This window comes from Sinorhizobium sp. Y406, assembly GCF_058732025.1.
Genome location: NZ_CM178974.1, coordinates 2,022,741 through 2,045,462 on the forward strand (window position 1 = coordinate 2,022,741; position 22,722 = coordinate 2,045,462).

Genomic DNA, 22,722 nt, shown 5'->3' on the forward strand with positions numbered 1-22,722 from the left:
ACCGCCGAGGTCAACCTGAAGCAGCCACTCGCGCGTGAAACCACTTGCCCCCGCAAAGACGCCCCGACTGCGCCGGATCGATCTGCCTCGCTTCATCTCAGCTTCATTTCAGCAAAAGCTGACATTTCTTCACCCAAACCTGACAACCACCATCTTTGGGTCTAAGTTTCGAATCAGGTTAAAGTTGCCTGTTTTTCGGAAACCCAACCCTTTGTACCGGCATCCTGCCGTACGCTTTGGAGCCCATCGATGATGCCAGCCGAAAGGCCCTGCGACGAGACGATCCGTTCGGCACTCGCCCGGATTCTCGCCAGCGACGGCTTTCAGCGGTCGGAGCGGCTGCGCGCCTTCCTCGCCTATGTGGTCGAAAAGGAGATCGTCGGCGAAGGCGCGCAGTTGAAAGGCTATTCGATCGCGGTCGACGTCTTCGGCCGTTGCCAGAGCTTCGACGCCGACAGCGATCCGCTCGTGCGCGTGCATGCCGGCAAATTGCGCAAGCTGCTCAAGGTCTTCTATGAGAAGGAAGGTGCCGAGGAGGAATGGCAGATCGCCATCCCGAAGGGAACCTATGTGCCGGAATACCGGCGCCGGCGCGAACCGGCCGCCACGCCGCCGCAACCGACAGGCGTAAAGCGGCGCCCCGGCCGGCGCGGCTGGCAACCGCGCCCCTTCTCCTCTCCCTGGGCGGTGCTGTCGGTGTTGCCGCTGCTTCTGTTCATGCCGCTGCCCTCACCGGAGGTGACGCTCGGCATCGAGGCGGAGGCGAAGCTCGCGAATGGCTTGATGGCAAACGTCCGCGGGCTCCCCTCCGTCAGGATCGGCCTGGCCGGCCGGCAGCACGGGATCGCCAAGCAATACGCCGCGGCACTGCGCACGGCCGCCCAACGCTACGAGACGCTTGCGCAAGCCAATCCCGACAGCACGACTTCGGAGCCCGCGGCCGTGAACCAGGCCCTGTCTTTTTCGGTGATCGTCGCCTGGCATGACGGGTCGGAACCCGGCCTGCGCATCACGCTCCGTCACGACGGCGAAGGCATTCCGATCCGGGAGGAATTCGTGGCCGCGCAAAAGCTTGCGAGCGAGGCCGATATTCACTTCGAGATCACCTCGCTGGCCGCACGGCTTTTTGCGCTGGACGGCGAGATCTATGCCCACGCCGCCGTGGAAGGTCTCGGAAGCATCCTGATGGAATGCATGGCGGCCACGGCGCGCTACAAGAAACTGTTGACGCGCGAGAGCTTTCAACGGGCTTGGGACTGTCAGCAGACGCTCGGCCCTCTCAAGGGCGACGAGCCTCTCTTCATCCTGTCCGCCCGCGGAGCGCTCGGACAGGGCGGCCATTGACACCGCCTGCCGGCGGCGCGCCTCGCGCCGTGGTTGAACCATGGATTGCCTGCCTATAATGCAACCAGAACATGAATCGAGATGATGAGCCTGTTCTTTTTGTTGATTCGCGCTTACGGTGAATTCGTATTGCTTATTTGAGTGCCTGGGTTGCTCGCTGGAGCTTGGTACGTTCATCCGAACGCGCACGGGACTTCAGTCCGGCAGCGCTCGGCGTCTCGTTGACGCCAGCCTGAGGGCAAGCACATTGGTCTGAAGTATCCGTGCTCCGTGCACGATGTGCCTCGCGAAGCAAGCAGGTCGGCGGCAACGCCGGACGAATGCTCGGAGGCGGGGAACATCGCCCTCACCCTCCGGCTAGAGCGCTTTGAACGGGGACATGGTGATGCCGCAAGATTCATGGAAACAAGATTCATGGAAGCATGCCGGTCATACGGAGCAACCCGGCCAGGCCGGATTTTTGCCGGAGCTCTCCGTGCCCTGTCCAGGGACGGACGAGCGGCTCGCCATCGCCGACATGGCAGAGGCCTTCGGCGTGACGCATCGGACCTTGCATTTCTATGAGGAGAAGGGGTTGCTCAACGCCGCGCGACTCGGTCCCATGCGCGTCTACGACGGGGCGCATGTCCGCCGCATGGCCGTGATCAACGCCTGCCGGGAAATCGACATGCCGATCGCCGCCATCCAGGAATTGATGACGGGCCTCGACGGAGCAAAAAGCCAGGCGGAGGCCGATGGCGTTTTCGAGACCGCGTTGCGCGCCCGCCGGCGCGAGCTCGCCGCCCAGCAGTCGATCCTGCGCCGGCAGATGCAACGGATCGCGGAACTCCTCGAAACCGCCGCGAACGGATGCGACGACGTCTCCGCCAGCCCGGATGTACATCTCTCGCCGATCGAAGCCGAATGCCTCGGCTTCATGGCCGAGGGCTACCCGGCCACGCGCATTGCCATGCTCATGGACATGGACCTCAAGGCCGCAGTCACGCTCGAAGCCGGCATCATCCGCAAGTTCGAGGCCCATAATCGCTTCCAGGCGGTGTCCAAGGCGGTGCTCGCCGGCATGATCGCCGCGGAATAGGGGAAACCAAAACCTGCCCGCCTGCACAAACCACAACGATCTGTCGCAATAATTGACGAACGGAAAAGCGCCGATGAGTTGTCATTGCCCCCTGGCGGCAGTAGCATTCGCGCGGATCTACTCGTCTTTGACGAGGATCCGGCATTTCTTGTCAAAGAGATGCTTCCGACCGGGCCGAACACCCTCCCACAGTTCGACGGTCATGCTCGGAAGCCTATTTCCATCCGACGCCATTCAATGGCGCCTCCGGCGATCTGCGTTGCATACGGACGGATATACTTGGAGGAAATGATGAACAAGCGCACGATAGCTTTCATTCTTGCAGGCGGCCTTGCCCTTTCCGGCTGCCAGTCCGCGACTGTCTCCACGGGTAGCACGGGAAACGAATTCGCTTGCATCGCCGGAACGGTCGGCGGCGCGGTCGTCGGCGGCCTGGTCGGGGCGACCATCGGATCCGGCACCGGTCAGCTCTGGGCCGTCGGCAGCGGCGCTACGCTGGGCGCCGCAGGCGGCAATGCCTTGACCTGCATGTGATGCGAGAGACTCGGGCGATGAAGGGCGCAATCCTGCTGGCGGCATTCGTCGCTTTCAACACGGCTGCGGCGCAGGCCCAAGCCATGAACCAGGGCCAGATGGATCGACTCGACCGCGACCGGAACGGTGCGGTCGACCGGTCCGAATACCAGGCCTTCATGACCTCGGCCTTCGCCAATCTGGACAAGAACAAGGACGGCAGCCTCAGCCGCGAAGAGGCGGCACAGACGCTGAATGCGCAGCAATTCGCCGCCACGGACGCCAATGGCGACGGCAAGATTACCCAGCAGGAATTCCTGAATCGCGTGATGGCGGATTTCGAGGCCGCCGATCGCAGCGGCGACGGCAGCTTGCAATAGCAGAGAGTGACGGCGGATTGGACCGCTCGCCGTCGTGCCTGCCTTGCCGCGCGTCCTGTCCGGCGCAGAGTCGTCGACCGTGAACAATGACTATCGCTAAGCGGCGCGCGGGTTCGCTCGGGCGTGCAGCCAGGCGAGCAGCAGCCACAAAAGCTGCCTCAACCAGTTGAGAAGGAGCGAGAAGTTGTAGCCGGCGGCGGCCAGGACGGCGTTGTTGGCGTCGCCGTGTTCGCTGGCGAGATAGTTGCGGCCCATGCGGTGCTCGGCCTTGAGATGGCCGATGACCGGTTCGACGGCGGAACGCCGCCGCATCTCGCGCTTAATCGCCGGCGTGACGCGGCGTTTCTGGCCGCTGGTGAAGACCCTGAACCTGTGGCTCTCCGGGGCATTGTGGCCGCGGTAGCCGGCGTCGGCGAGAATGCGGCCGATCTCGTTGCCGATGGTTTTCTCCATGTCCGGGATCACGGTCGCCAGCGTGTGGCCATCATAGGGATTGCCGGGCAAGGCCTTTGCATGCAGGGCAAACTGGCCGCCCCTCGAGCGCTTGAGCGTGGTGGCGACGGAGACCTTGACGCCGAACTCGTACGGCCTGTGCGCCTTGCCTTTGCCGATACATTCGACCTCCGGCGCGTGCAGGCTGTAAATCTTGCGGCCGCGCTGGCGCTGCCGCTGCTCCAGAACCGTCGAGGCCTGGTGGAGCGGCCAGAGGAAGATCGCCCGCAGCTTCTCGTCATCGCCGATCTGCCGGCGAACGTCGCGGACGGTGCGGCCGAGATAGGTCCTGAGGGTCCGCAGCGCCTTGTTGGCCCGCTTGAACTGCTTGGCATGGGCGTAGCGCTGGTGCTTGATCAGCGCCAGCTTGCCGATCCGCAGATAGGTCTGGCGCAGCTTCACGCCGGTCTTCTTCGCCAGCCTCACCAGTCGCTCGCGCGCCCGGTGGAGGAGCTTCGCGTCGGTCGGGAACATCACGTTCTTCGGCTGCACGGTGGTGTCGACGATCACCCGGCGTGTGTCGGCCGGCTGCATCGCCCCGGTCTTGACCGCCACCGCCAGGCTTTCCTGCAGCAGCGCGGTCAGCCGCTCCTCTCCCATGCGCCCTCGCCAGCGGGTCATCGACGAGCGGTCGAACGGCAGGTCATGGCGGAAGAACTCTTCGCCGCACAGATATTGGAAATAGGGGTTCTCCACCCAGCGGGCGCACAGCTCCTCGTCCGACAGGTTGAAGGTATGCTTGAGGATCGAAAGCCCGGCCATCAGCCGCGTCGGCAGCGGCGGCATGCCGGGGCCGTCGCTATAGACTTCACCGAAGTGGCGCTCCAGAAACGGCCAGTCGATCGCCTGCGCCAGCCGCACCAGTTCGTGCTTCATGTTGATGATCTGATCCAGCCGGGAGCGGAATAGATCCTGCTCCCCCGTCTCGCGCCGCTCGCGTGGTCTCGACATCGCCGCTCCTCGATTCACCGCCGCTAAACCGAGTGAATCACGCCGCGCTGAAGGCGCAAACCGCAAAATCAAATTGCAAGAAAAGCGCGCTTAGCCAGCGCCTTTCTTGCAACACTGTACCGCAGGAAAGCAGAAATTACAGAGCGCTTTCAGAGACGTACGGATAGTTCACGGACGACAGAGTCGCTGGAGCCGAATGAATGGGCGGCGTCAGGTCGCCGGTCGCGTTCTCATCAGAAAGTCCTCGAAGCGCGTGGCGGGCCGCCCCAGCAATCTCTCGACATCGCCGCAGACACGCGCATAACGGCCCTCTTCGATCGATTTGCACAGGCTCGAAAAGGCGTGGGGCCAAGGGTCCGACATCTCGCCCCAGGCCCAGGCGAGATAGTCGGCCGGCAACGAGGCGGTGTATCGGATCGGCCGACCGAAGACGCGGGCCGCCGCTGCGGCAATTTCCTCGAACGAACAGGCGATCGATCCGGTCAATTCATGGATGGTGCCATCGCGGCCCTCGGCGGCAACAGCGGCCATTGCCTCCGCCACGTCGTCGCGGGCGATCGGCGCTACGCGAGCGTCTCCCACCGGCAACGCCATTTCGCCGCTTGCAAGCGCCGGCCGGATCCAATGCGAGAGGATGAGATCCGCGTAAAGACCGCACCTGAGGATCGTCCATTTCATCCCGGACGCAAGCAGCCGGCGTTCGGCGTCCCGATAGACCGGTGTGAAGTAGAATCCCGACGACGCCTCGATGTCGATGATGCTCATGAAGATGACGTGGCCGACACCGGCCGTCGCCGCCGCGTCTATGACATTCGCGTGGTGGCGCATCACCGCCCGCGCATGCCCGTCGCTCGCGACGAATACGAGGCGATCGACGCCTAGAAAGGCCCGTTCGAGGCTCGCCGGCTCGTCATAATTGGCGATCCGTATCGGCGCACCGGCATCTTCGACCTCGGCCGCCCGACCGAGATTGCGCACCATCGCGGAAACCGCGTGGCCTCCTTGCGAGAGCCGCCGCAACACGGCGCCGCCGACGTAACCCGAAGCTCCCGTCACCAGGATCATGGCCGATCTTTTTCCTTCGGCGCTATTGCCATATGGCCGGCAATAGACCTGATAATTATGACAAATATTGCCGCATCACGCGGCTTGCAAAGGGCCTATTTCAATCGCGATGGCGTTGCGGTGCGAGCGCCATGGTTTGCGCGTAAGCCATCGGTGAGCGGTTGCCAGGCATGTTTTCGTCGAGCACCAGGGTCTTGATATCATCCGAGCGGACGTCAATCGCTATGACAGACTCAAGCTTGTCGATCTGCCACACCGCATAGCCGAGTTTCGCCTCATATCCGCAATCGCATCCGCAATCGCCTTGCACGATTTTTCTCGGAGAGACAGGCAAGAACATGATCTGCGGTTTCGGTAATTTGTAGCAATGGCCTTCGTAGGCGTAGCCGTATATTACGCCAATGCTCTTCAAGTCATCTCCATCGCCCCCAGCGCAACCAACTTTAGTATTGAGATGTACGGGCAATGAACAAACCTCTGAACCGTGGAACAGGGCCAACGTAACCCTCTCGCCATCGGCGCCAATAATCGTGTCAGCCACGTAATCCGAAAAAATCTCTCTCGCAGCCACTGCCGCTGTCTTGTTATCCGTCCCGGCAAGCGTTTTTTCTGAAAGCCGAGCTTCCAACCGCTCGTCAACGACCTTATTGTCAACTTTGAATATTGAGTGGCACGCAGCAGGACGACCATATAATCGCACTTCACCGGGGCGATAGGTGTCGTATTCTGGGTCAGGCAATTTCTCTTGAGACGTACCGACGCCGGGATTTCCGCAACAGTCGCTCATCATTCCCTCCTCAAATAGCTCATCTCCAATCAAATGATCTCACGCCACACAAAATTGGATTCCAGCCGTTCGGCCGCCGCGTCGCCCGCCTTGTCGATCACGGCGCTTGCTGCCTGCGCCAAGGTCACCATGTTGGGATCGAGCGTCCGCAGCGAAAGAGCAAGCGCCTGCCCGATTGCATCGCGAGCATCCGTCAGTGCCCGCTTGAAAGTGAGTGGCTTGATCCCGAAGGCATCTGCCGTCGCCTGACGAAAGCGGTCGAATTCATCCCGCGCAAGCTCCCGGATATCGAAATCCAGGAGGCTGCCGTCAGCGCAGCCGTTCGCGACGAGATCGCGATGATAGAGATCGACGATGCTGTCGAAGATGGCTCCGATGAACGGAAGCGCGCGGTCGTGCACTTCGCGGGTAACCGCGTGCATTTGGCGGAAATTGGTTGCCAGGCGGATCTGGGTCTCGGGACTCGTTTCTGCGAAGCGGTTCAGTTCGTTGTAGAGCAGAAGATTGCCTCTCGTTCGCCGAAGAAGCCGGTCGATCGCGGAATCGAAATGCAGGAAAGAAATCAGCGACACAATGTCCGCGAACGCTTCGGAGAACGAAAAGAAATCGTCGTCGCGCGGTATCCCGCTCGGAATACCTGTCTCGGACAGCATTACGAGATGCCCGACTTCGTGAGCGATCGTATCGAAATTCAAAGCGTAGGGCCGCCTGATGCCATCGACTTCGGAGCAGCCCAACTCCAGAAAGCCGTAACCCGCCTGTGCGTTGTCCCAATCCACGAAGGCGACGATTTCGAGCCTTGGGAACCTCTGATCGAAAAACCACCGGATCGGTCGGCCGAGATAACTCTGCCAGATGTCGAGGACGAAGCGCACGCAGGCATAGGCGTGAACTGCCAGAAATGGCCGTGAGCCCGGAACCATGTTGTCGAAGTGGCGGTCCGGGCCCGGCCTTGCCGGCGGGCGCCTCTCCCCCTCGAACGGCGGAAACCGGTCGAAACCGTATGGTTGCTTGTCGTAGGCAGGATCCACCACATACATCGTCACATCGCTGGGACCCGCGCCGATTTCGTCACGTGGTATCGACAGCCAGACGCGGTCCGGTTGCTCATATCCGGGAATGAAGGGCGGTTGTGGGTAGATCCAGAAGCGCGTTCCAAGACGCGCATTTGCGGATTCGAGGGAATCGTCCCGAAGCAGACGCATCGCACAATTGCCTCCCCTCGATCGGAACATCCGGCAATTAGGGATTCAATTTATAAGTGTTCACTAAATTTGAGTCAATGCCACTCGCCTCGAGATCCCGGATGAGGGTGTTCGTCGCAAGCCACGGTTCGGGCGCATATGCGTGCTTCCATTGCATCGCCAGGCTTGGCGCCATGCGCAGGGCAAGGAGCGCATCGTGCCTCTTCTGCCCGTGAATTTCCTTCCGCACCTGCCTGATCCTGTCTTCCGGCCACCCCGCCGTCTGCATGACCGCACCGATGGACCGTTCGCGAAAATTCATCGCTCGCGCGATTGTTGTGAGCAGGTGGCGCTCGGCCGGCGTGATGAGCTTGCCGTGCATCCACGCGGAAAAGCTCCGCTGGAGATCGATTAGGGAGTCCGTCAGAGGCAGAAAGCCAAGCTCCGCAGGCCCGGAGTGGACGGCGACCGCATCGTCCGGAGCAAGCTGCCAGCGCCGGTACCACCGGTAGATCAGCCCGACGCCGACCATGCCGAAGGCGTTGAGTTCCGCGGCTCTGAGCGCGCCCATGCTGGCAGCGCCGATCACCGCGATCCCCTGTGCCATCGCCCAGAGGATTTCCTTGTGGCGAACGGCCGGCCGATCTTCGAACTGCCCGTCGATCAGCACCATGGCGCGGGGACGAAAGGCATGAGCGGCCAGCAGCATGTCCCCTTGCGCGGCGGGCTGCAGATAGACAGCGTCGAGCACAGCCTCGGCTTCGGCGAGACGCAGCGTCGGGCCGAGAAAAACGAGGATGGGACCGTCGACTTTTGTTTCGGCCATCTGAACGCTCATCGCAGACGGAAAAATGGAGTAGCGCCAGGAAGGACGGTTCGCACGCACCGCACACCCGTTTCGTCATCCGATCCCACGGGCACGGCCAGTATCGGCCCCAGGCCAGCGGATGTCACCCTCTCCAACAACGAGGCGAGATCGCTGATCACGGCCGGCGTCTCAGTTGCCGCGACCGCCCCAGATGGCGCCTCGAGGATAAGTTGGCGCGCCGTGGCAACGACGGCGTCGGTGCTTTTTCTATAATGCTTTCTGGTTTGATCGTCGCGTGCGCCGGAAATCGCACCCGCCCGCGCCGACAGCGCCTCCAGCATTGCGCTTGACGCCGCCGCAGAAAGGCTCGGTCCGGCCGAGTAACCTTCCGTCGGAAGCGCCAGGATCGGCACGCCGGGACCCATCTCGATCGTCTGGCACCACACGACCGGGACGCCCGTCGGCGAAGGCGCGAGCCACAGGCCGGAGGATATTCCGCGGAGCGCGGTAGCCGAAAGGATCTGATCGACCCGATCACCAAGCCCGGTGGGGGCAATTCGCATCCGGTCGAAGAAGCCGTGGGTTGCAAAGGCGCGGGCGATGGCGTCGCGCTCGATGCACTCGAATAACCCATGCAGGAATGCCCGACAGCCATCCATATGGCAGGCGAGGCCCGTAGTCGTGCGCAGGAAAAATCCATCATGGGCGGGAGGCGGATCGGTGTAGCAGGTATGCACCAGTTCCAGGGGAACCGGACACCTCGATCCGCTGATAACATCGACGCCGACAATCCAGGATATCGTGCTTGACCGCCAGTTGCCCTGCCGCTCGGCCAAGAGAAGATTCTCGAATAGCCCGTCGGCGATTTCGAGTTCGTCGGCGGTGGCGAAAAATATCTGCTCCACCGGAATGGACTCGGCATAGTAGCGTTCAAGCGCTTCCATGGTCGCTCCGATAGCTGCCTCCGCTGTGGAGTGCCCCCGCCCCAGGGACGTGACTTCGGAAAGAGCGGCGGGCCGAACGGCCTGCACGACCGGAAGCCCGACTCGGTCGAGCCCGGTCAGGTCGCCGATCCGGGTTATTCGCGCGCGACGACAGAGGGTGAGAAGCGCATGGAACCGGTGCTCCACGTCTTCAGCAGTTTGGTCTTCAGAGAGAGACATGTGTAGGTTTGAAACGATCGCGGCATGTAGATCGGCAAGCGCACCATTCAGGCGCAATGGATCAGCTCCTGACAACAACACCAAGCTCCTGGATCGAACGTCTGGCGCGCTTGAGGAGGGCTTTTGCCCCCTGGCATTGCGCAATTTCAACGGCTGCGCTCAGGTCGGCAGCAAGCGCATCCTTATGTGTGCCGGCCCGAGCCTTGAGCAACGCCCGGCAACGGTGCAACTCCGCCAACCAGTAGGCATGGCCGGATTCCTCCGACTTGGCGATCGCTTCGTCGGCCACCTCGATGGCGCTCGCGAAACTTCCGGCACGCCCCAGCAGACTTGCATGCATGTAAAGGTAGATCGGCAGATCCGCGACGGCGCCGAGGCCTCTCAAAAGCTCCAATCCGTCACGGAATCGCTTGTGACCGCTTGCAAGATCCCCCCTGTGCGCCTCCGCCCACCCGCCGCACAGAAGCGACAGACCGGACAGCGACTGCATCCCGTGCTTTCCGGCAAACTCCGCCATGCGTTCCGAGATTTGGGCGAGATATTCAAAATCTTCCCGATAGAAGGCGGAGACCGCCTCGGTGTCGAGCGAGTGCGCCTTGCTCGGGACGTGGCCGATCCGATCGACGAACGAGATCATCCTCCTGAGTGCCGCATCCGATGCCTTCGTCTGCCCCGTCAGCCAGAGGGAAAGCGCCAATTGTCCGAGACCGCAGACCTTCGCGTCGTGGCCGCCGAATTCCGTCCGGCTCTTCTGCGCCCGTCGCAGATCATAGAGCGCAAGGCCAGCCTTGATCGCCTCCTGCGTCTCCCGGTGCCGTCCGAGATTGAAATCGATCGCCCAGATGCAATGGTTGACCTGAAGCTGAATCTCAGGGTCCTCGGTCTTTGCCAGCATCGACTGCACTTCCAGGGCGCGGTCGTGCATGGCGCGGAAATCGGAGCCCGTAAGCCACCAGCCCCAATAGATCGGGAACCATTTCGATTGCTCCTCCATCGGCTGCCGGCGGGCGATTTCGACGCCGCCTTCATAAAGCTTGCGCGCGGGCGGTGAATTCAGGCCCACAAGTCCGGTGAGGATCGGCCCCAGTGCCGTCAGCGCCGCAAGCTGCCGTGACTCGATCTGGCGTCCCTCGCCACACTGGCCGCAAAGGCCGAGAGCATGTTCCAGATATTGCCGCGCCTCTGTCATCGCCGAGCGGCTCGAGCTTTCCTTTCCGGCCGCTATGTACAGGTCGACCGCCTCCTCAAAGAGCCCGGCTCGCTCCGCATGCTCGGCCAGCCTTCCCGTATCGACCCACGTCGCCACGGCGCGATTCTGGCTGACGGCGCCATAGAGGCGCCGGTGCAGTACCTGGCGCTGCTTGCGCAGCAGCGCGTTATAGATCGTCTCCTGAACCAACACGTGGCGAAAACCGTAGGCGATGCGCCCGGGTACCCGGACGCGCGTCAGGAACCCGGTCTCGCAGAGCGTGTCGGCCGCGGCTGCAATCGCCTTCTTGCCGAAGTCGGGCAGCAGCGCGCGAAGCAGCGGCAAGGTCACGTGCGTGCCGGCGGCGGCGGCCGCCCGCGCCACGTCGCGCGCCGAGCCCAGATGTTCGAGCCGAGCGTCGAGGATCGCTTCGAATGCCGACAGATGCGCCGGCTTGACGCTCTCCGAAAGGCTCTTCCTGCCAGCGTCGACATTCTCGGCGACCCATTGGCAAATCTCCTCGATGAAGAGAGGAACGCCGCCTGAAATCCGTTCCGTCACCTCGAAGAGTTCGGGAAGCACCGCCAGCCGGTGCTGCGGCCACTTGGCTTCTATCGCCAATCTCGTCTCGCCGCGGTCCAGCGGCCGCAGCGACAGGCGCGTGGGGTCTGCCGCCTCCAGCCATTCCGAGGGCTCACCGGGACGCGAGGTCACGATGAGGAAAGCGGGATACCGATGGATGATGCGGGCGGCCTCGCCGAGCAAGTCGCGGGATGTCGGATCGATCCAGTGGATGTCCTCGACGGCGATGACGACCGGCCCGTTTTGGCAGATCGCCTCGAGCGCCTGATCGACGGCGCGATATGCCTTCTCGCGGATCGTGCTGGGGCTGTCGTTCTGCAGGACCTGGCTCCGCCCTTGTGCCCCGAGCAGATAGGCAAAGATGTCGATGACGTCCGCGTCCACGATGCCGTTGCGCTCGAAGAGGGCCTGCACCGCCGCAGCCGTGGGGCCCATCTGTCCGGTTTCGGAAGGCAGAATGTGCAGCAGCGGATGCAGCGTCGAGCGCAGCCCGCCCGGGAGGCATTGGAAGAAAAGCAGCTTCGTCCGCCGGTCGCGCGTCCGCCTGCGCAGTTCCCGCAGCAGCCGCGACTTGCCGATCCCCGCCTCGCCCTCGAGCAGGGCAACCGCCCCGCGCCCGCTCAACACGCCGTCCCACAGGCGGGTGATGGCGGCCAGTTCGCTTTCACGATTGATGAGAGGGCCCGCAACCCTGCCATAGGCATAGAAGCGGTCGACTTCGATCTTGTGCCCCAGCGCACGCCAGACCTTCTCCGGTTCGGCGAAGCCCTTGAGTGTCTTGCTGCCCTGGAACACGAAGGCATGCGAACGTCCGGCAAGATTGCGCGTGTCCTCGGAAACGAGAACGCTGTTGGGGTCGGCGATGGCCTCGAGCCGGGTGGCCATGGCGAGCGCGGCGCCGGTCACCGGCTCTTCCATCCCGCCTTCCTGCGACGGGTCGCGGACGAGCGCGATGGACGTGGCGATGCCGACGCGAACGCCCAGATCGTCCCGTCCGCCCTCGCGGCCAACCCGTTCGCAGGCATCGACGATCCCGAGCCCCGCCCGGATCGCGAGCGAGGCGGAATCCCTGGCGTCGAGCTCGACCGGGAAAAGGGCCACGCCACCATCGCCAGCCTCGTGTTGAATGACGCCGGAGTGAGAAGCGATCGACTGCCTCGCCGCCCGCTGAAAAGCGGACATCAGCTCCTGGTAGTCTTCAATGTCCATGAGATGCAGGAGATCGGTCGACCCGACGAGATCGTAGCAGAGCGCCGTGACGATGCGCCGCTCCCCGCCGGGCGCAAAGGAACTGCCCGCGCGCCTTCCGCGCCCGGCCGCTCGTCGTGGTGTCTTGATCCCGCTTTCGCGCAGCATGCACCACCCCCGCCTTCCGCGACACAACCGTAGTTCGGCGCGCGGCATCCCAGATCTAAACAGTATCGCTTTCTCGTAATACTTTTTTCGTTGTTGACCTGAATGGGCTAGCAACCGCCGATATTGCAGTCAGAGGCTGACGGTCGAACGGACCGATGTCAATCGGCGGCAGGTTGCATGCAACCGCTCGCTAGCAATCAGGCGCAAGGCAGGTACGTTGCGGCAAGCTGTTTCCCCAGGGGAAGTTGCTCCCCAGAGCACGACAAAGTGCAAAAAAGTCGATCCCCCGGGCCGTTCAATTGCCCCTCATCCGGCCTGCCGGCCACCTTCTCCCCGCAGGCGGGGCGAAGGAAACTCGCAGCGCCCTCCAGTTCCCTCTCCCCGCCTGCGGCGAGAGGGCTAGGGTGAGGGGCGGCACCTTCGGGTCGCTATGGCGCACACCACCAGAAGGCAGACTTTTCAGGGCTTTGCCGGCGCCCCTCACCGGACGATCGTCAACCGCTCTGCCGCCCGAGTGATCGCCGTGTATAGCCAGCGCTCGCGGGTGTCGCGGAAGGCGAAGCTCTCGTCGAAGAGCACGACATTGTCCCATTGCGAGCCCTGCGCCTTGTGCACCGTCAGGGCATAGCCATAGTCGAACTCGTCGTAGCGCTTGCGTGTGGACCAGGGTATCTCGCCCTCGACATCCTCGAACGCCGCCTTCAAGAGCTTGATCTTGGCAGCACCCCGATCCATGTCGTCGTCTTCCGGGCGGATCATCAGGTTGATCCCCGGCTTTACGGTTTCCTTCGACGAACTCATGACCTGCCAGAGCGAACCGTTGAGCAAGCCCTTGGCCGGATCATTCCTGAGGCAGACGAGCTTGTCGCCCGATTGCGGATAGTCGCTGGTAAAGCCCTTCAGTTCGCGCAGGCGCTGGTTGTAGCGCCGCCGCGTGCGGTTGGTGCCGACGAGCACCTGGTCGGCCTCCAGCACCAGCGGCTGCGTCACCTCCGTCTTGGAGATCACCTGCGCCGTGCCATAATCGCCCCGCACAATCTCCCTGCCCTCGCGCACATGCATGGCGAGTTGGATGATCGGGTTGTCGCGGGCCTGCCGGTGGATATCGGTAAGCAGATAATCCGGCTCCTGATTGGTGAAGAAGCCGCCGCCGGATACCGGCGGCAATTGCCCCGGATCGCCAAGCACGAGGATGGGCGTGCCGAAGCTCATCAGGTCCTTGCCGAGCGCCTCGTCGACCATCGAGCATTCGTCGACGATGATCAGCGCCGCCTTTGCGACCGGGCTCTGGCGGTTGATGGCGAACATCGGCGCGACCGAAGTCTTGCCGGTCTGCTCGTCCTCAACCTCCTCCTCACCGCGGGGCCGGTAGATCAGCGAATGGATCGTCTTGGCGTTGCTGGCGCCCTTCGAGCGCAGCACCTGCGCGGCCTTGCCGGTGAAGGCGGCGAACAGGACCTCGCCGTCGACATGTTCGGCGAAGTGCCGCGCAAGCGTCGTCTTGCCGGTGCCGGCATAGCCGAACAGCCGGAAAAGCGGCGAGCGGCCTTCCTTTAGCCAACGCGAAACGGCCTTCAGCGCCTCATCCTGTTGCGGAGCGAACTGCATGCCCTGCAGTGTCAGGATTCGGGGGCTCGGCGCAAGCCCGGATTCGGACATCTTGTGGCTGGCCAGGATTGGAGAGGTCGGTCGAAGGAGACATGCGGCAAGGGCGCGCGGCACTGTGATTTCGAAAAAGGCGCTCACACGGAACATTCTGCCGCCAAGGGCAGCCAATCGGCCGCATGCGCCGCGGTCCGCGCGCCATTCTCTGAGGCGACCACTGTGGCGGAATCTTGCAGTGCACCTTGAGCGGGCACGATCAATGCTGCTAACCAGACGACGGTCTCAGAATGCGCGCGTTCGCGCCCACGCGGATCCCCTGCGGAGATGAGCTTGAAGCCGGAACAGCCAGCCACGCCGATACCACCGAAGAATGCCGGGATGGGGCGCCTGCCCCCGGCCGTCCAATGGTTCGTGCTCGCCGCTCTCTCCATGGTCTTCGCCGTCGTCCTCGAGGCGATCGGCATTCCGGCAGGCCTGCTGATGGGGCCAATGGCGGCGGGTGCCATCGTCGGCATGAACGGCGGCACGATCCGCCTGCCGCGCCAGTTCTTCTTCTGCGTCCAGTTCATTCTGGCGATGATGATCGCCGCCTCGATGCGGCCGGATCTGTTCGCAACCTTTTCCGGCAACTGGCCGCTTTTCCTCACCGTCATCCTGTCGGTGATCGGCGTCAGCACGCTCTCGGGCTGGACGATCACGCGGATGCGCATCCTGCCGGGCACGACGGCGATCTGGGGATCGTCGGCCGGTGCCGCCTCGACCATGTTGCTGATGGCCGACGCCTATGGCGCGGATGTGCGGCTGGTCGCCTTCATGCAATATCTGCGCGTCGTTTTCGTCGCCAGCGCCGCGGCCGTGGTCGCCCATCTCTGGGTCAGCGACGCCGAAGCCGGCCACGCAACTGCCTTGTTCGCGCCGATCGCCGCCCTTCCCTTCCTTGCGACACTCGCGGTCGGCATTGTCGGCGGGCTCCTCGGCAAGGTGCTGCGCGTGCCCGCCGGCGCCTTTCTCGTCCCCTTCGCCATCGGTTCGGCGCTCAACGTCACTGGCGCTTTGACAATTGCACTGCCGCAATGGCTGCTGGCGTTGTCATTTGCCCTGCTCGGCTGGAATATCGGCCTCGGCTTCACCCGGACGATCGTGGCTCATGCGCGCCGCGCCTTCCTGCCGACGGTTGTCTCCATCCTCGTGCTGATGGGCTTTTCGGCTTTGCTTGCCTTGCTGCTCATCAGGGCCGTCGGCATCGATCCGCTGACCGCCTATCTCGCCACCAGCCCCGGCGGCCTCGATTCGATCGCCGTCATCGCCGCCTCCAGCAATGTCGATCTCCCCTTCGTCATGGCGCTGCAGACCGCGCGCCTGCTGATCATCACGCTGATCGGCCCCGTGCTCGCCCGCTTCGTCGCCGACCGGGCCTGAGCAGGCCCTGTCGACGCAAGCGTGGGAGTCTCCACGCCGCGGCCGCGTCCTTGATCAAGGACATCGCTGCAACCGTCACTGGCGCAATGGGAATAAATCCGCCCCCTCCCGTGTCTTCTCATCTGCATACCAGCCTGCGCCGGGTCCGCGCTTTCGCGCGGCACCACAAACCGAGGAAGGAAATCTCCCATGATGAAAACGTTGCCACTCGCCATCGCCATTTGCCTGGCCACGGGCGCTTCCGCCCTCGCCGCGCCGCCCGTCAAGACCGTTGACACCGAAAAGGGGCCGGTGCTGGCCGCCGAAAATGGCATGACGCTTTATACCTATAAGGACGATATGGGCGGCGCCTCCAGCTGCTATGATCAGTGTGCGAAGAATTGGCCGCCTTTCATGGTCGAAGGCGATGCTGCGGCCGAGGCGCCCTACACGATCGTCGAGCGCAAGGATGGCAGCAAGCAATGGGCAAAGGATGGCATGCCGCTCTACTTCTTCGTCAAGGACGAGAAGATGGGCGACGTCACCGGTGACGGCGTGAAGGGCGAATGGGATGTCGCAAGGCCGTGACGGTCCAAGGGCGAGCGCAGAGGTGAAAGCCTCTGCGCCCGACGATTTCGAAGAAAATGTTCTGGCCCTGATGCCCGCCCTCCGGCGCTATTCGCGCAGCCTCACCCGCTCCGATGCCGATGGCGAGGACCTGCTGCAGGACTGCGTCGAGAAGGTGCTGGCGCGGCGGGCGCAGTGGCGGGGCGTGAACCTGCGCGCCTGGGCCTTCACCATCATGACGAACCTCTATCGGAACCGCCATCGCCGCCAGACGCAACATCCGGAGGTGGAGCTCGACGAAACGCTCGACCTCGTCACTGAAGAGGAACGCGGCGATCCACTCGAGAGGCGCAGGCTGGAGCAATCGCTCGACCGGCTCTCGCCGGAGAACCGCTCGGTGCTGATGCTCGTGGTGATCGAGGGATACCGCTACCAGGACGTGGCGGAGATATTGGCCATCCCGATCGGCACGGTGATGTCGCGCCTGTCGCGCGCCCGCCGGCAATTGGCCCAAGCGATGAAGGACGACAATGTGATTGCCCTGCGGAGACCGAAATGACGGATGAATTCAACACCGTCTCCGAAGACGACCTGCACGCCTATGTCGATGGCCATCTGAGCCAGCCGGAACGAGGGCGCGTCGAAGCCTGGCTTGAGAAGCACCCGACCGAGGCCGAAGAGGTGCGCCGATGGCAGGCGCAGGCGGCAGCGCTGAAACAGCACTTCGCGCCCTACGCCCATGGCGACCCGAGCGACCGCCTGCGCGTCACCGCCCGCGGGCGCGCCACCGCCTCGCGCACGTCTCTCATGCCCCTCTTCCGCCGCATCGCCGCCGGGCTTCTGCTTTTTGCCGGCGGCGCCCTTGCCGGAGCCTACGGCTCGCGCCTCGCCACGCCGGAGCAACCGCCCGCCGCGACCGCCACCGCCGAGTCCCTGCCCCGGCAGGCGCAGTCCGCCTTCCTCGTCTATGCGAGCGAAGTCCGCCACCCGGTCGAGGTCGGTGCCGACCAGGAGGCGCATCTCGCAACCTGGCTCGGCAAGCGGCTCGACTATACCCTGAATATCCCCGATCTCTCCCCGCTCGGTTTCTCGCTCGTCGGCGGCAGGCTCCTGCCCGTCAACGGAACCGCCGGTGCCATGCTGATGTATGAGGACCGAACCGGGCAGCGGCTGACCGTGCTTCTCGGCCGCAATGCGGAGAACCGTGAAACGAGCTTCCGCCTGTCGAGCCAGGGCGGCATCGAGACCTTCTACTGGATCGACGGCGAGATCGGCTATGCCGTCACCGGCGAAGTGCCGCGCGACCTCCTGCAGAAGATCGCTCACGAATGCTACAGGCAATTCGAAGGGGCATCGGAGTCATGATTGGAATGAGGGGCTCTCACCCCTCTGGCCTGCCGGCCATGTGGGCTCGACCGCGACAAACTTCACCGCCGCATCACCCCCGCCGCAGAGGGTCATTCTCAAGCACGATCGGCTTCCCATGCGGCGTCGCCTCCGCCGCGCGTTGCCAGCTTTGGGTGAGAGTTTCGAGTTCCGCGCCGGAGGCGACGGAAAGCTGCTTCAGCAATTCGCTGAGCGCCGCGACCCAGCAATCGTAATAGTCGCTGCCATCCGCCTTGCGTCCCGGTTTGTGAAGTTCGGCGGACAGAGCTTCGGCCCAGGTATCCCAGGAAAACAGACCCTGGTCGTGGAGCCGCACGGTCATCGCGAAGGCGGTCGCCTGCCAGGGCTCGGCGAAGACCGGCTCGCCACCGGCCGCTCTCGGAAGCCCGGCAGAGGCGAGGAGCGGAGAAGAAGCCTTATGCGCGCTCAAGATAGCTCTCCCAGGCATCGATCGAGACGGTGAGCGTAGGATCGCCCCCCTCGCCCCAGATTTCAGGCCCATCGAACACGACCGTATAGACCCATTGCGGGTTCTCGCCCTTGCCGTGGGCGTTGTCGTCCGGGAAAACGAAGCTTCCCTGCACCGCCTCCACCACGCCCGCCCTTGCCCGGGCATAGCGCGGCAGACGCGTATGCGTTTCCGGATTGAAGTTCTTGGTGCGAACCCTCTCGCCGACGGCAAAGCGCGGCGGCGTACCGACCGGGCGGTCGCAGGGGCCGCCTCTGGCGAGCACGCCGGCGACCATCTCCGCCTTCAGCACTTTTTTCGGCTCGCGCCCCCGGTACAGACTACGGCCGGCATCGAGTTCGGCCTGCGTGACGAAATCGTGCCGTTTCAAGAGCTGCTCGAGCGCGCGCGTCCAGATCTCGTAATAGCTCGCCGAAAGATAGGTCGCCGGCGGCAGGCATTCGCGCGCGCGCCGGCTTTCGTCGAGCGTCCAGGCGCCAAAGGCCCCGCAGGAGAGCGTGATGCCGAGTGCCCGCTTCTCCCATTCGGCATGGAAAACGGGTTCGTTCCTTTCCGGCGCGATCGGACCGAAACCCTGCTGCCCGCCGAGATCGTGCGGTCCGTTCATCGCACCGCCTCCGGAGAAAGGGCAAGCCCCGTGCCGATCATCGAGTCGCGCGTAACGAGGTCGGCGAGCGCCTCTTCGCTGATGCCCTCCGTGCCGTCGGGCCGCTCCGGCACGACGAGATAACGCAGCTCCGCGGTCGAATCCCAGACGCGGACCTTCTTGTCCGCCGCCAGGTCGAGCCCGAATTCCGCAAGCACCCCGCGAGGATCGATCACGGCGCGAGAGCGATAGGACGGCGCCTTGTACCAGACCGGCGGCAGGCCGAGCACCGCCCAGGGATAGCAGGAGCAGAGCGTGCAGACGACGAGGTTATGCGTCTCGGGCGTATTGAACACGGCGCGCATATGCTCGCCCTGCCGGCCGGTAAAACCGAGGCTCGCAATCGCCGCCGTTGCATCACGCCGCAGCCACTCGGCGAAGCTGGCATCGGCCCAGGCCCTGACGACGACGCGGGCGCCGTTCCGCGGCCCCACCTTGTTTTCATAAGTTTCGACGATCGCATCGATGGCTGCCGGGTCGATCAGGCCCTTTTCCGTCAGCAGGCTCTCCAGCGCCTTCACCCGCGCTTCCATATCGGTGAAGTGATTGTCGTGAGGGTGGTCATGCTCAGGCCCATTGCCATGGCGGTGCTCGGACATTTCATCACTCCCCTGCCGGAATCAGCATTATTTCTAATCCACTACGGTGGAAACCGGAATCGATTTCTGAACGGATCGCGACGTGCGGATAGGTTGCAATCCACGAGCCCTCCCCTTATTGCACGGCGCAATTTATTGTTGCAGAATGAAGATGATTGCACGTTATTCTCCTCAGGCAGAATTTGAGACCTACCAAACATACCAACGCATTTCGTGTCCTGCTGTGTCGACCTGCTCGTTGTGCTAAATTGCAGCGGTCGGACAGCAGCGGCAAATAGGGGCAGCACGCGCATTCACCCAGACAGACTGGTGCACCGCTCGCGAGAGCGCCGGGAGGAGGACGGGAAGATGATGCAGAGCCATGCGGACGAGCGCCTCGTTCGGGAACGCGACTTCCACAATGAGCGCTTCGGCGCGACCGAAGCGCGCAAGGAAGACGCCTTCTATTTCGCCGTTGGAGCCGCTGTCGCGGCGTACTGGCGGCTGGTCCGGCAGGCGACGGCAGGCAAGGATGTGCTGGAATATGGCTGCTCCAACGGCCAAAGCAGCATCGGTCTCGCCAGCACGGCCAGACATGTCACCGGCATCGACATTTCTGATGTGGCCATTGCCCAGGCGAATGCCGAGGCCGCACGCCGGTCGATCACCAACGCCACCTTCAAGGTCGACAATGCGGAAAAGATGGACTTTCCGACCGAAAGCTTCGACGTCGTCTTCGGCAGCGGTATCCTGCATCACCTCAGTCTCGAGGATGCGCTCAGGGAGATACGGCGCGTGCTGCGCCCCTCGGGCCGCGCAATTTTCTTCGAGCCTCTCGGGCACAATCCGGCAATCAATTTCTACCGGCGCAGGACACCAGAATCCCGGACGATAGATGAGCATCCGCTGTTGAAGTCCGATTTCGACATCGTGCGCGCGCACTTCGCCGGATGCGACCTACAGTTTTTCGGCCTGTCGACGCTGGCCTCGATACCTTTCCGGATGGGAGCCGCCGGACGCACGATTCGCGGTGTCGGCGAACGCATGGACAATCTGCTCCTCAAGATACCCGGGCTGAAATGGCAGGCCTGGATCGTGGTCATGACACTGCAGGCCTGAGCGAGGATTTCCTTCGTCTCATCGCCGATTGTCGGCCTGCCGAAGGCAGGTGAACCAGCTCACTTGCGCTTTGGCGATTTGCGCTTCTTTGCGGGTGCGGCAGCCGCACTCGCCGCTTCGGCCGCTTCCTGTCCTAGCCGCAGCTGTCTCAGGCGGGCCGTCTTCTTCTGGCGCGCGGCCGTTTCCTGCTCCAGGATTGCGCGGGAAGCCAGCGTTGCCTGATCCATTCGGTCTGCCGGATTTTTCTTTTCAGCCTTGAAGAGGCCGTTGGTATTGGTGTTCTTCACGAACGCCTCCTTTTCCAAGCGCAATAAAAAAGGCCGGGCGAACCCGACCTTCCTCACCATCTCGACCTGCCAATGCCAGTACATCCGTGGTCAAAGGCCGGGAGATGACAAACTCGTCATGCACCGTGACAGATACCCTCAAAGGGCACGCAGGTCTTCTGCAGAAGTCTTGCCCGTGCGACGATCCTGGGCAAGCTCGAAGCTTACTTTCTGACCGTCCTTGAGCGTCGACAACCCGGCGCGCTCCACCGCCGAAATGTGCACGAACACGTCTGCAGTGCCATCCTCAGGCTGGATAAATCCAAAACCCTTGGTGCTGTTGAACCATTTTACTGTTCCTGAGGCCACGTTGATATCCTTTCAAACGCGCATAGATGACCAACACCGCCTTTTCAGCAGTGTATTGAAACCGATTTTGTCAGGATCTCCGTGACGATGCGCCGCAGCGCAGAAACAAACATCGTCGATCAACATCGATATCACCTATCTAGGATACAAATATGTTGCTTACAAGGCGTAGTTCTATTTTCTTTTACGTCTTTAAAGCCTGCCGGGCGGCGGCGGGGGGGGGGGGGCACACAAAGCAGCAAAGGCGCGGTCACCGGAACGTGACTTATGGACTCTTTCAAATCGGATTCTTAGATTTCATGATGACAGCGCCCGCGCGTCTTTTCCGACGGGAAAAGATCGCTCGAACTTTTTGACTCTGCGCCTCGAGCTTTCCGAAATTCGGCTATGATTTTCGGAGCCGATGCGCCCGGCCCAGCACAGGACAGTCTTGATGCATGATCCCATCCCTACCCTTGCTTTCCGCGGCGGCCGCAAGGTCCCCGTCCTCGGTCAGGGGACCTGGCGGATGGGCGAGAACCGGGTGACGGCAGCGGCGGAAATTCGCAGCCTGCAGATCGGCCTTGATCTCGGCATGACGCTGATCGACACCGCGGAGATGTATGGCGACGGCGGTGCGGAGCGCATCGTCGGCGAAGCCCTCCGAGGGCGGCGCGACGAAGCGTTCGTCGTCAGCAAGGTGCTGCCGGCGAATGCCAGCCGTTCGGGCACGATCGCCGCGTGCGAGCGCAGCCTCGAAAATCTCGGCACCGATCGTATCGATCTCTACCTTCTGCACTGGCGCGGCGGCCATCCGCTCGCCGATACCGTCGCCGCCTTCGAGGCGTTGAAGAAGGCCGGCAAGATCCTCGCCTGGGGCGTCTCCAATTTCGATGTCGGCGACATGGAGGAACTGATCGCGGTACCGGAGGGCGGTCATGTTGCGACCAATCAGGTGCTCTACAACCTGTCCCGCCGCGGCATCGAATACGATCTCCTGCCCTGGTGCCGCGACCGGCATTTGCCCGTCATGGCGTATTCGCCGCTCGACGAGGGGCGGCTTCTCCACAATGCCGATCTGATCCACATCGCCAAGGCGCATCAGGCGACGCCGGCACAGGTGGCGCTCGCCTTCCTGAAAACCCGCTCCGGCGTCATCTCCATCCCCAAGACCGGCTCCGCCGAGCGCGCCCGCGAAAACCGCGACGCGATGGACATTCACCTGACGGCGGAGAACCTCACCGAACTCGACCGGTTCTTCCCGCCGCCGAGGAGAAAGATGCGGCTGGAGGTTATTTGAGGCGCGGATAGAGCACCCCCACAGTTCGGCGCCGAAGAGACTCCTCCCCAACCCCTCCCCACAGGTGGGAGGGGCTTGGTGGCCGCTGCCGGCGCCTGCCACTTGCAAGTGTTGCGCCTAACGCGCAGGTTGAGATGCGGCTGAGGTG

General features: G+C 63.1%; 23 protein-coding genes. 10 read left to right on the plus strand and 13 right to left on the minus strand.

Annotated features, from left to right (window positions below; genetic code table 11):
• The first annotated feature begins 249 nt into the window (after nucleotides 1-249).
• The 4 genes from AC4P1R_RS09730 to AC4P1R_RS09745 all read left to right on the plus strand — a co-directional run bounded on the left by AC4P1R_RS09730 (nucleotide 250) and on the right by AC4P1R_RS09745 (nucleotide 3,315).
• Entirely contained in the window at nucleotides 250-1,344 is a 1,095-nt protein-coding gene (locus AC4P1R_RS09730) for a hypothetical protein (protein ID WP_492176798.1), read from the plus strand.
• A gap of 385 nt (nucleotides 1,345-1,729) precedes the next feature.
• On the plus strand, nucleotides 1,730-2,422 hold the full coding sequence (locus AC4P1R_RS09735; RefSeq protein ID WP_492176799.1) for a MerR family transcriptional regulator: 693 nt from the start codon (nucleotides 1,730-1,732) through the stop codon (nucleotides 2,420-2,422).
• Nucleotides 2,423-2,713: 291 nt separating this feature from the next.
• Nucleotides 2,714-2,956, plus strand: coding sequence for a hypothetical protein (locus tag AC4P1R_RS09740; protein ID WP_069461589.1), 243 nt, complete (start codon nucleotides 2,714-2,716; stop codon nucleotides 2,954-2,956).
• 17 nt (nucleotides 2,957-2,973) lie between these two features.
• The gene (locus AC4P1R_RS09745; protein WP_069461588.1) at nucleotides 2,974-3,315 is read left to right on the plus strand and encodes an EF-hand domain-containing protein; all 342 of its coding nucleotides are present in this window, start codon (nucleotides 2,974-2,976) and stop codon (nucleotides 3,313-3,315) included.
• Nucleotides 3,316-3,411: 96 nt separating this feature from the next.
• On the opposite strand, the gene AC4P1R_RS09750 is transcribed toward AC4P1R_RS09745, so the two are convergent.
• The 8 genes from AC4P1R_RS09750 to AC4P1R_RS09785 all read right to left on the minus strand — a co-directional run bounded on the left by AC4P1R_RS09750 (nucleotide 3,412) and on the right by AC4P1R_RS09785 (nucleotide 14,500).
• Nucleotides 3,412-4,758, minus strand: a complete 1,347-nt coding sequence (locus AC4P1R_RS09750) for an IS5 family transposase (RefSeq protein ID WP_492176801.1) — start codon at nucleotides 4,756-4,758, stop codon at nucleotides 3,412-3,414.
• 210 nt (nucleotides 4,759-4,968) lie between these two features.
• A complete protein-coding gene (locus tag AC4P1R_RS09755) occupies nucleotides 4,969-5,823 on the minus strand; it encodes an NAD(P)H-binding protein (RefSeq protein WP_069461587.1) in 855 nt (284 codons plus the stop codon).
• Nucleotides 5,824-5,923: 100 nt separating this feature from the next.
• Nucleotides 5,924-6,610 carry a hypothetical protein gene (locus tag AC4P1R_RS09760; RefSeq protein ID WP_492176802.1) on the minus strand — a complete coding sequence of 229 codons (687 nt, stop codon included), beginning with the start codon at nucleotides 6,608-6,610 and terminating at the stop codon, nucleotides 5,924-5,926.
• A 29-nt stretch (nucleotides 6,611-6,639) separates the two neighbouring features.
• Nucleotides 6,640-7,815: a gluzincin family metallopeptidase gene (locus AC4P1R_RS09765; RefSeq protein ID WP_492176804.1), complete on the minus strand. Its 1,176-nt coding sequence runs from the start codon at nucleotides 7,813-7,815 to the stop codon at nucleotides 6,640-6,642.
• Nucleotides 7,816-7,852: 37 nt separating this feature from the next.
• Complete coding sequence (locus AC4P1R_RS09770) at nucleotides 7,853-8,620, minus strand: TfuA-like protein (protein WP_492176806.1); 768 nt, start codon at nucleotides 8,618-8,620, stop codon at nucleotides 7,853-7,855.
• 8 nt (nucleotides 8,621-8,628) lie between these two features.
• Nucleotides 8,629-9,765, minus strand: coding sequence for a YcaO-like family protein (locus AC4P1R_RS09775; RefSeq protein ID WP_492177731.1), 1,137 nt, complete (start codon nucleotides 9,763-9,765; stop codon nucleotides 8,629-8,631).
• A 61-nt stretch (nucleotides 9,766-9,826) separates the two neighbouring features.
• Nucleotides 9,827-12,892 carry an ATP-binding protein gene (locus AC4P1R_RS09780; RefSeq protein WP_492176807.1) on the minus strand — a complete coding sequence of 1,022 codons (3,066 nt, stop codon included), beginning with the start codon at nucleotides 12,890-12,892 and terminating at the stop codon, nucleotides 9,827-9,829.
• Nucleotides 12,893-13,372: 480 nt separating this feature from the next.
• Complete coding sequence (locus tag AC4P1R_RS09785; RefSeq protein WP_069461617.1) at nucleotides 13,373-14,500, minus strand: ATP-dependent DNA helicase; 1,128 nt, start codon at nucleotides 14,498-14,500, stop codon at nucleotides 13,373-13,375.
• Nucleotides 14,501-14,827: 327 nt separating this feature from the next.
• Here AC4P1R_RS09785 and AC4P1R_RS09790 point away from each other — a divergent pair, with 327 nt between their 5' ends.
• The 4 genes from AC4P1R_RS09790 (at nucleotide 14,828) to AC4P1R_RS09805 (ending at nucleotide 17,827) form a co-directional block, all read left to right on the plus strand.
• Nucleotides 14,828-15,916, plus strand: coding sequence for an AbrB family transcriptional regulator (locus AC4P1R_RS09790; RefSeq protein ID WP_492177732.1), 1,089 nt, complete (start codon nucleotides 14,828-14,830; stop codon nucleotides 15,914-15,916).
• 192 nt (nucleotides 15,917-16,108) lie between these two features.
• A complete protein-coding gene (locus tag AC4P1R_RS09795; protein WP_069461616.1) occupies nucleotides 16,109-16,483 on the plus strand; it encodes a COG4315 family predicted lipoprotein in 375 nt (124 codons plus the stop codon).
• Nucleotides 16,467-17,021 carry an RNA polymerase sigma factor gene (locus tag AC4P1R_RS09800; protein ID WP_492176808.1) on the plus strand — a complete coding sequence of 185 codons (555 nt, stop codon included), beginning with the start codon at nucleotides 16,467-16,469 and terminating at the stop codon, nucleotides 17,019-17,021. The genes AC4P1R_RS09795 and AC4P1R_RS09800 overlap by 17 nt, the downstream gene beginning before the upstream one ends.
• On the plus strand, nucleotides 17,018-17,827 hold the full coding sequence (locus AC4P1R_RS09805; protein ID WP_492176810.1) for an anti-sigma factor family protein: 810 nt from the start codon (nucleotides 17,018-17,020) through the stop codon (nucleotides 17,825-17,827). The genes AC4P1R_RS09800 and AC4P1R_RS09805 overlap by 4 nt, the downstream gene beginning before the upstream one ends.
• Nucleotides 17,828-17,900: 73 nt before the next feature.
• Here the strand turns inward: AC4P1R_RS09805 and AC4P1R_RS09810 are convergent, their stop codons facing one another.
• From AC4P1R_RS09810 to nthA, 3 genes are read right to left on the minus strand one after another with little or no spacing between them, the layout of a single operon-like run.
• The gene (locus tag AC4P1R_RS09810) at nucleotides 17,901-18,296 is read right to left on the minus strand and encodes a nitrile hydratase accessory protein (RefSeq protein WP_492176811.1); all 396 of its coding nucleotides are present in this window, start codon (nucleotides 18,294-18,296) and stop codon (nucleotides 17,901-17,903) included.
• On the minus strand, nucleotides 18,265-18,924 hold the full coding sequence (gene nthB / locus AC4P1R_RS09815; protein ID WP_492176813.1) for a nitrile hydratase subunit beta: 660 nt from the start codon (nucleotides 18,922-18,924) through the stop codon (nucleotides 18,265-18,267). Before nthB ends, AC4P1R_RS09810 begins: the two co-directional genes overlap by 32 nt.
• Nucleotides 18,921-19,562 (minus strand): nitrile hydratase subunit alpha, encoded by a 642-nt coding sequence (nthA, locus tag AC4P1R_RS09820; protein WP_492176815.1) that lies wholly within the window; start codon nucleotides 19,560-19,562, stop codon nucleotides 18,921-18,923. Before nthA ends, nthB begins: the two co-directional genes overlap by 4 nt.
• Before the next feature lie 348 nt (nucleotides 19,563-19,910).
• On the opposite strand from nthA, the gene AC4P1R_RS09825 reads away from it, so the two are divergent.
• On the plus strand, nucleotides 19,911-20,660 hold the full coding sequence (locus tag AC4P1R_RS09825; RefSeq protein WP_492176817.1) for a class I SAM-dependent methyltransferase: 750 nt from the start codon (nucleotides 19,911-19,913) through the stop codon (nucleotides 20,658-20,660).
• 59 nt (nucleotides 20,661-20,719) lie between these two features.
• Here the strand turns inward: AC4P1R_RS09825 and AC4P1R_RS09830 are convergent, their stop codons facing one another.
• Nucleotides 20,720-20,947: a hypothetical protein gene (locus AC4P1R_RS09830; protein ID WP_069461615.1), complete on the minus strand. Its 228-nt coding sequence runs from the start codon at nucleotides 20,945-20,947 to the stop codon at nucleotides 20,720-20,722.
• Between the two features lie 138 nt (nucleotides 20,948-21,085).
• On the minus strand, nucleotides 21,086-21,295 hold the full coding sequence (locus tag AC4P1R_RS09835; RefSeq protein WP_069461575.1) for a cold-shock protein: 210 nt from the start codon (nucleotides 21,293-21,295) through the stop codon (nucleotides 21,086-21,088).
• Between the two features lie 433 nt (nucleotides 21,296-21,728).
• On the opposite strand from AC4P1R_RS09835, the gene AC4P1R_RS09840 reads away from it, so the two are divergent.
• Nucleotides 21,729-22,574, plus strand: a complete 846-nt coding sequence (locus AC4P1R_RS09840) for an aldo/keto reductase (protein WP_492176819.1) — start codon at nucleotides 21,729-21,731, stop codon at nucleotides 22,572-22,574.
• The last annotated feature ends 148 nt before the right edge of the window (nucleotides 22,575-22,722 follow it).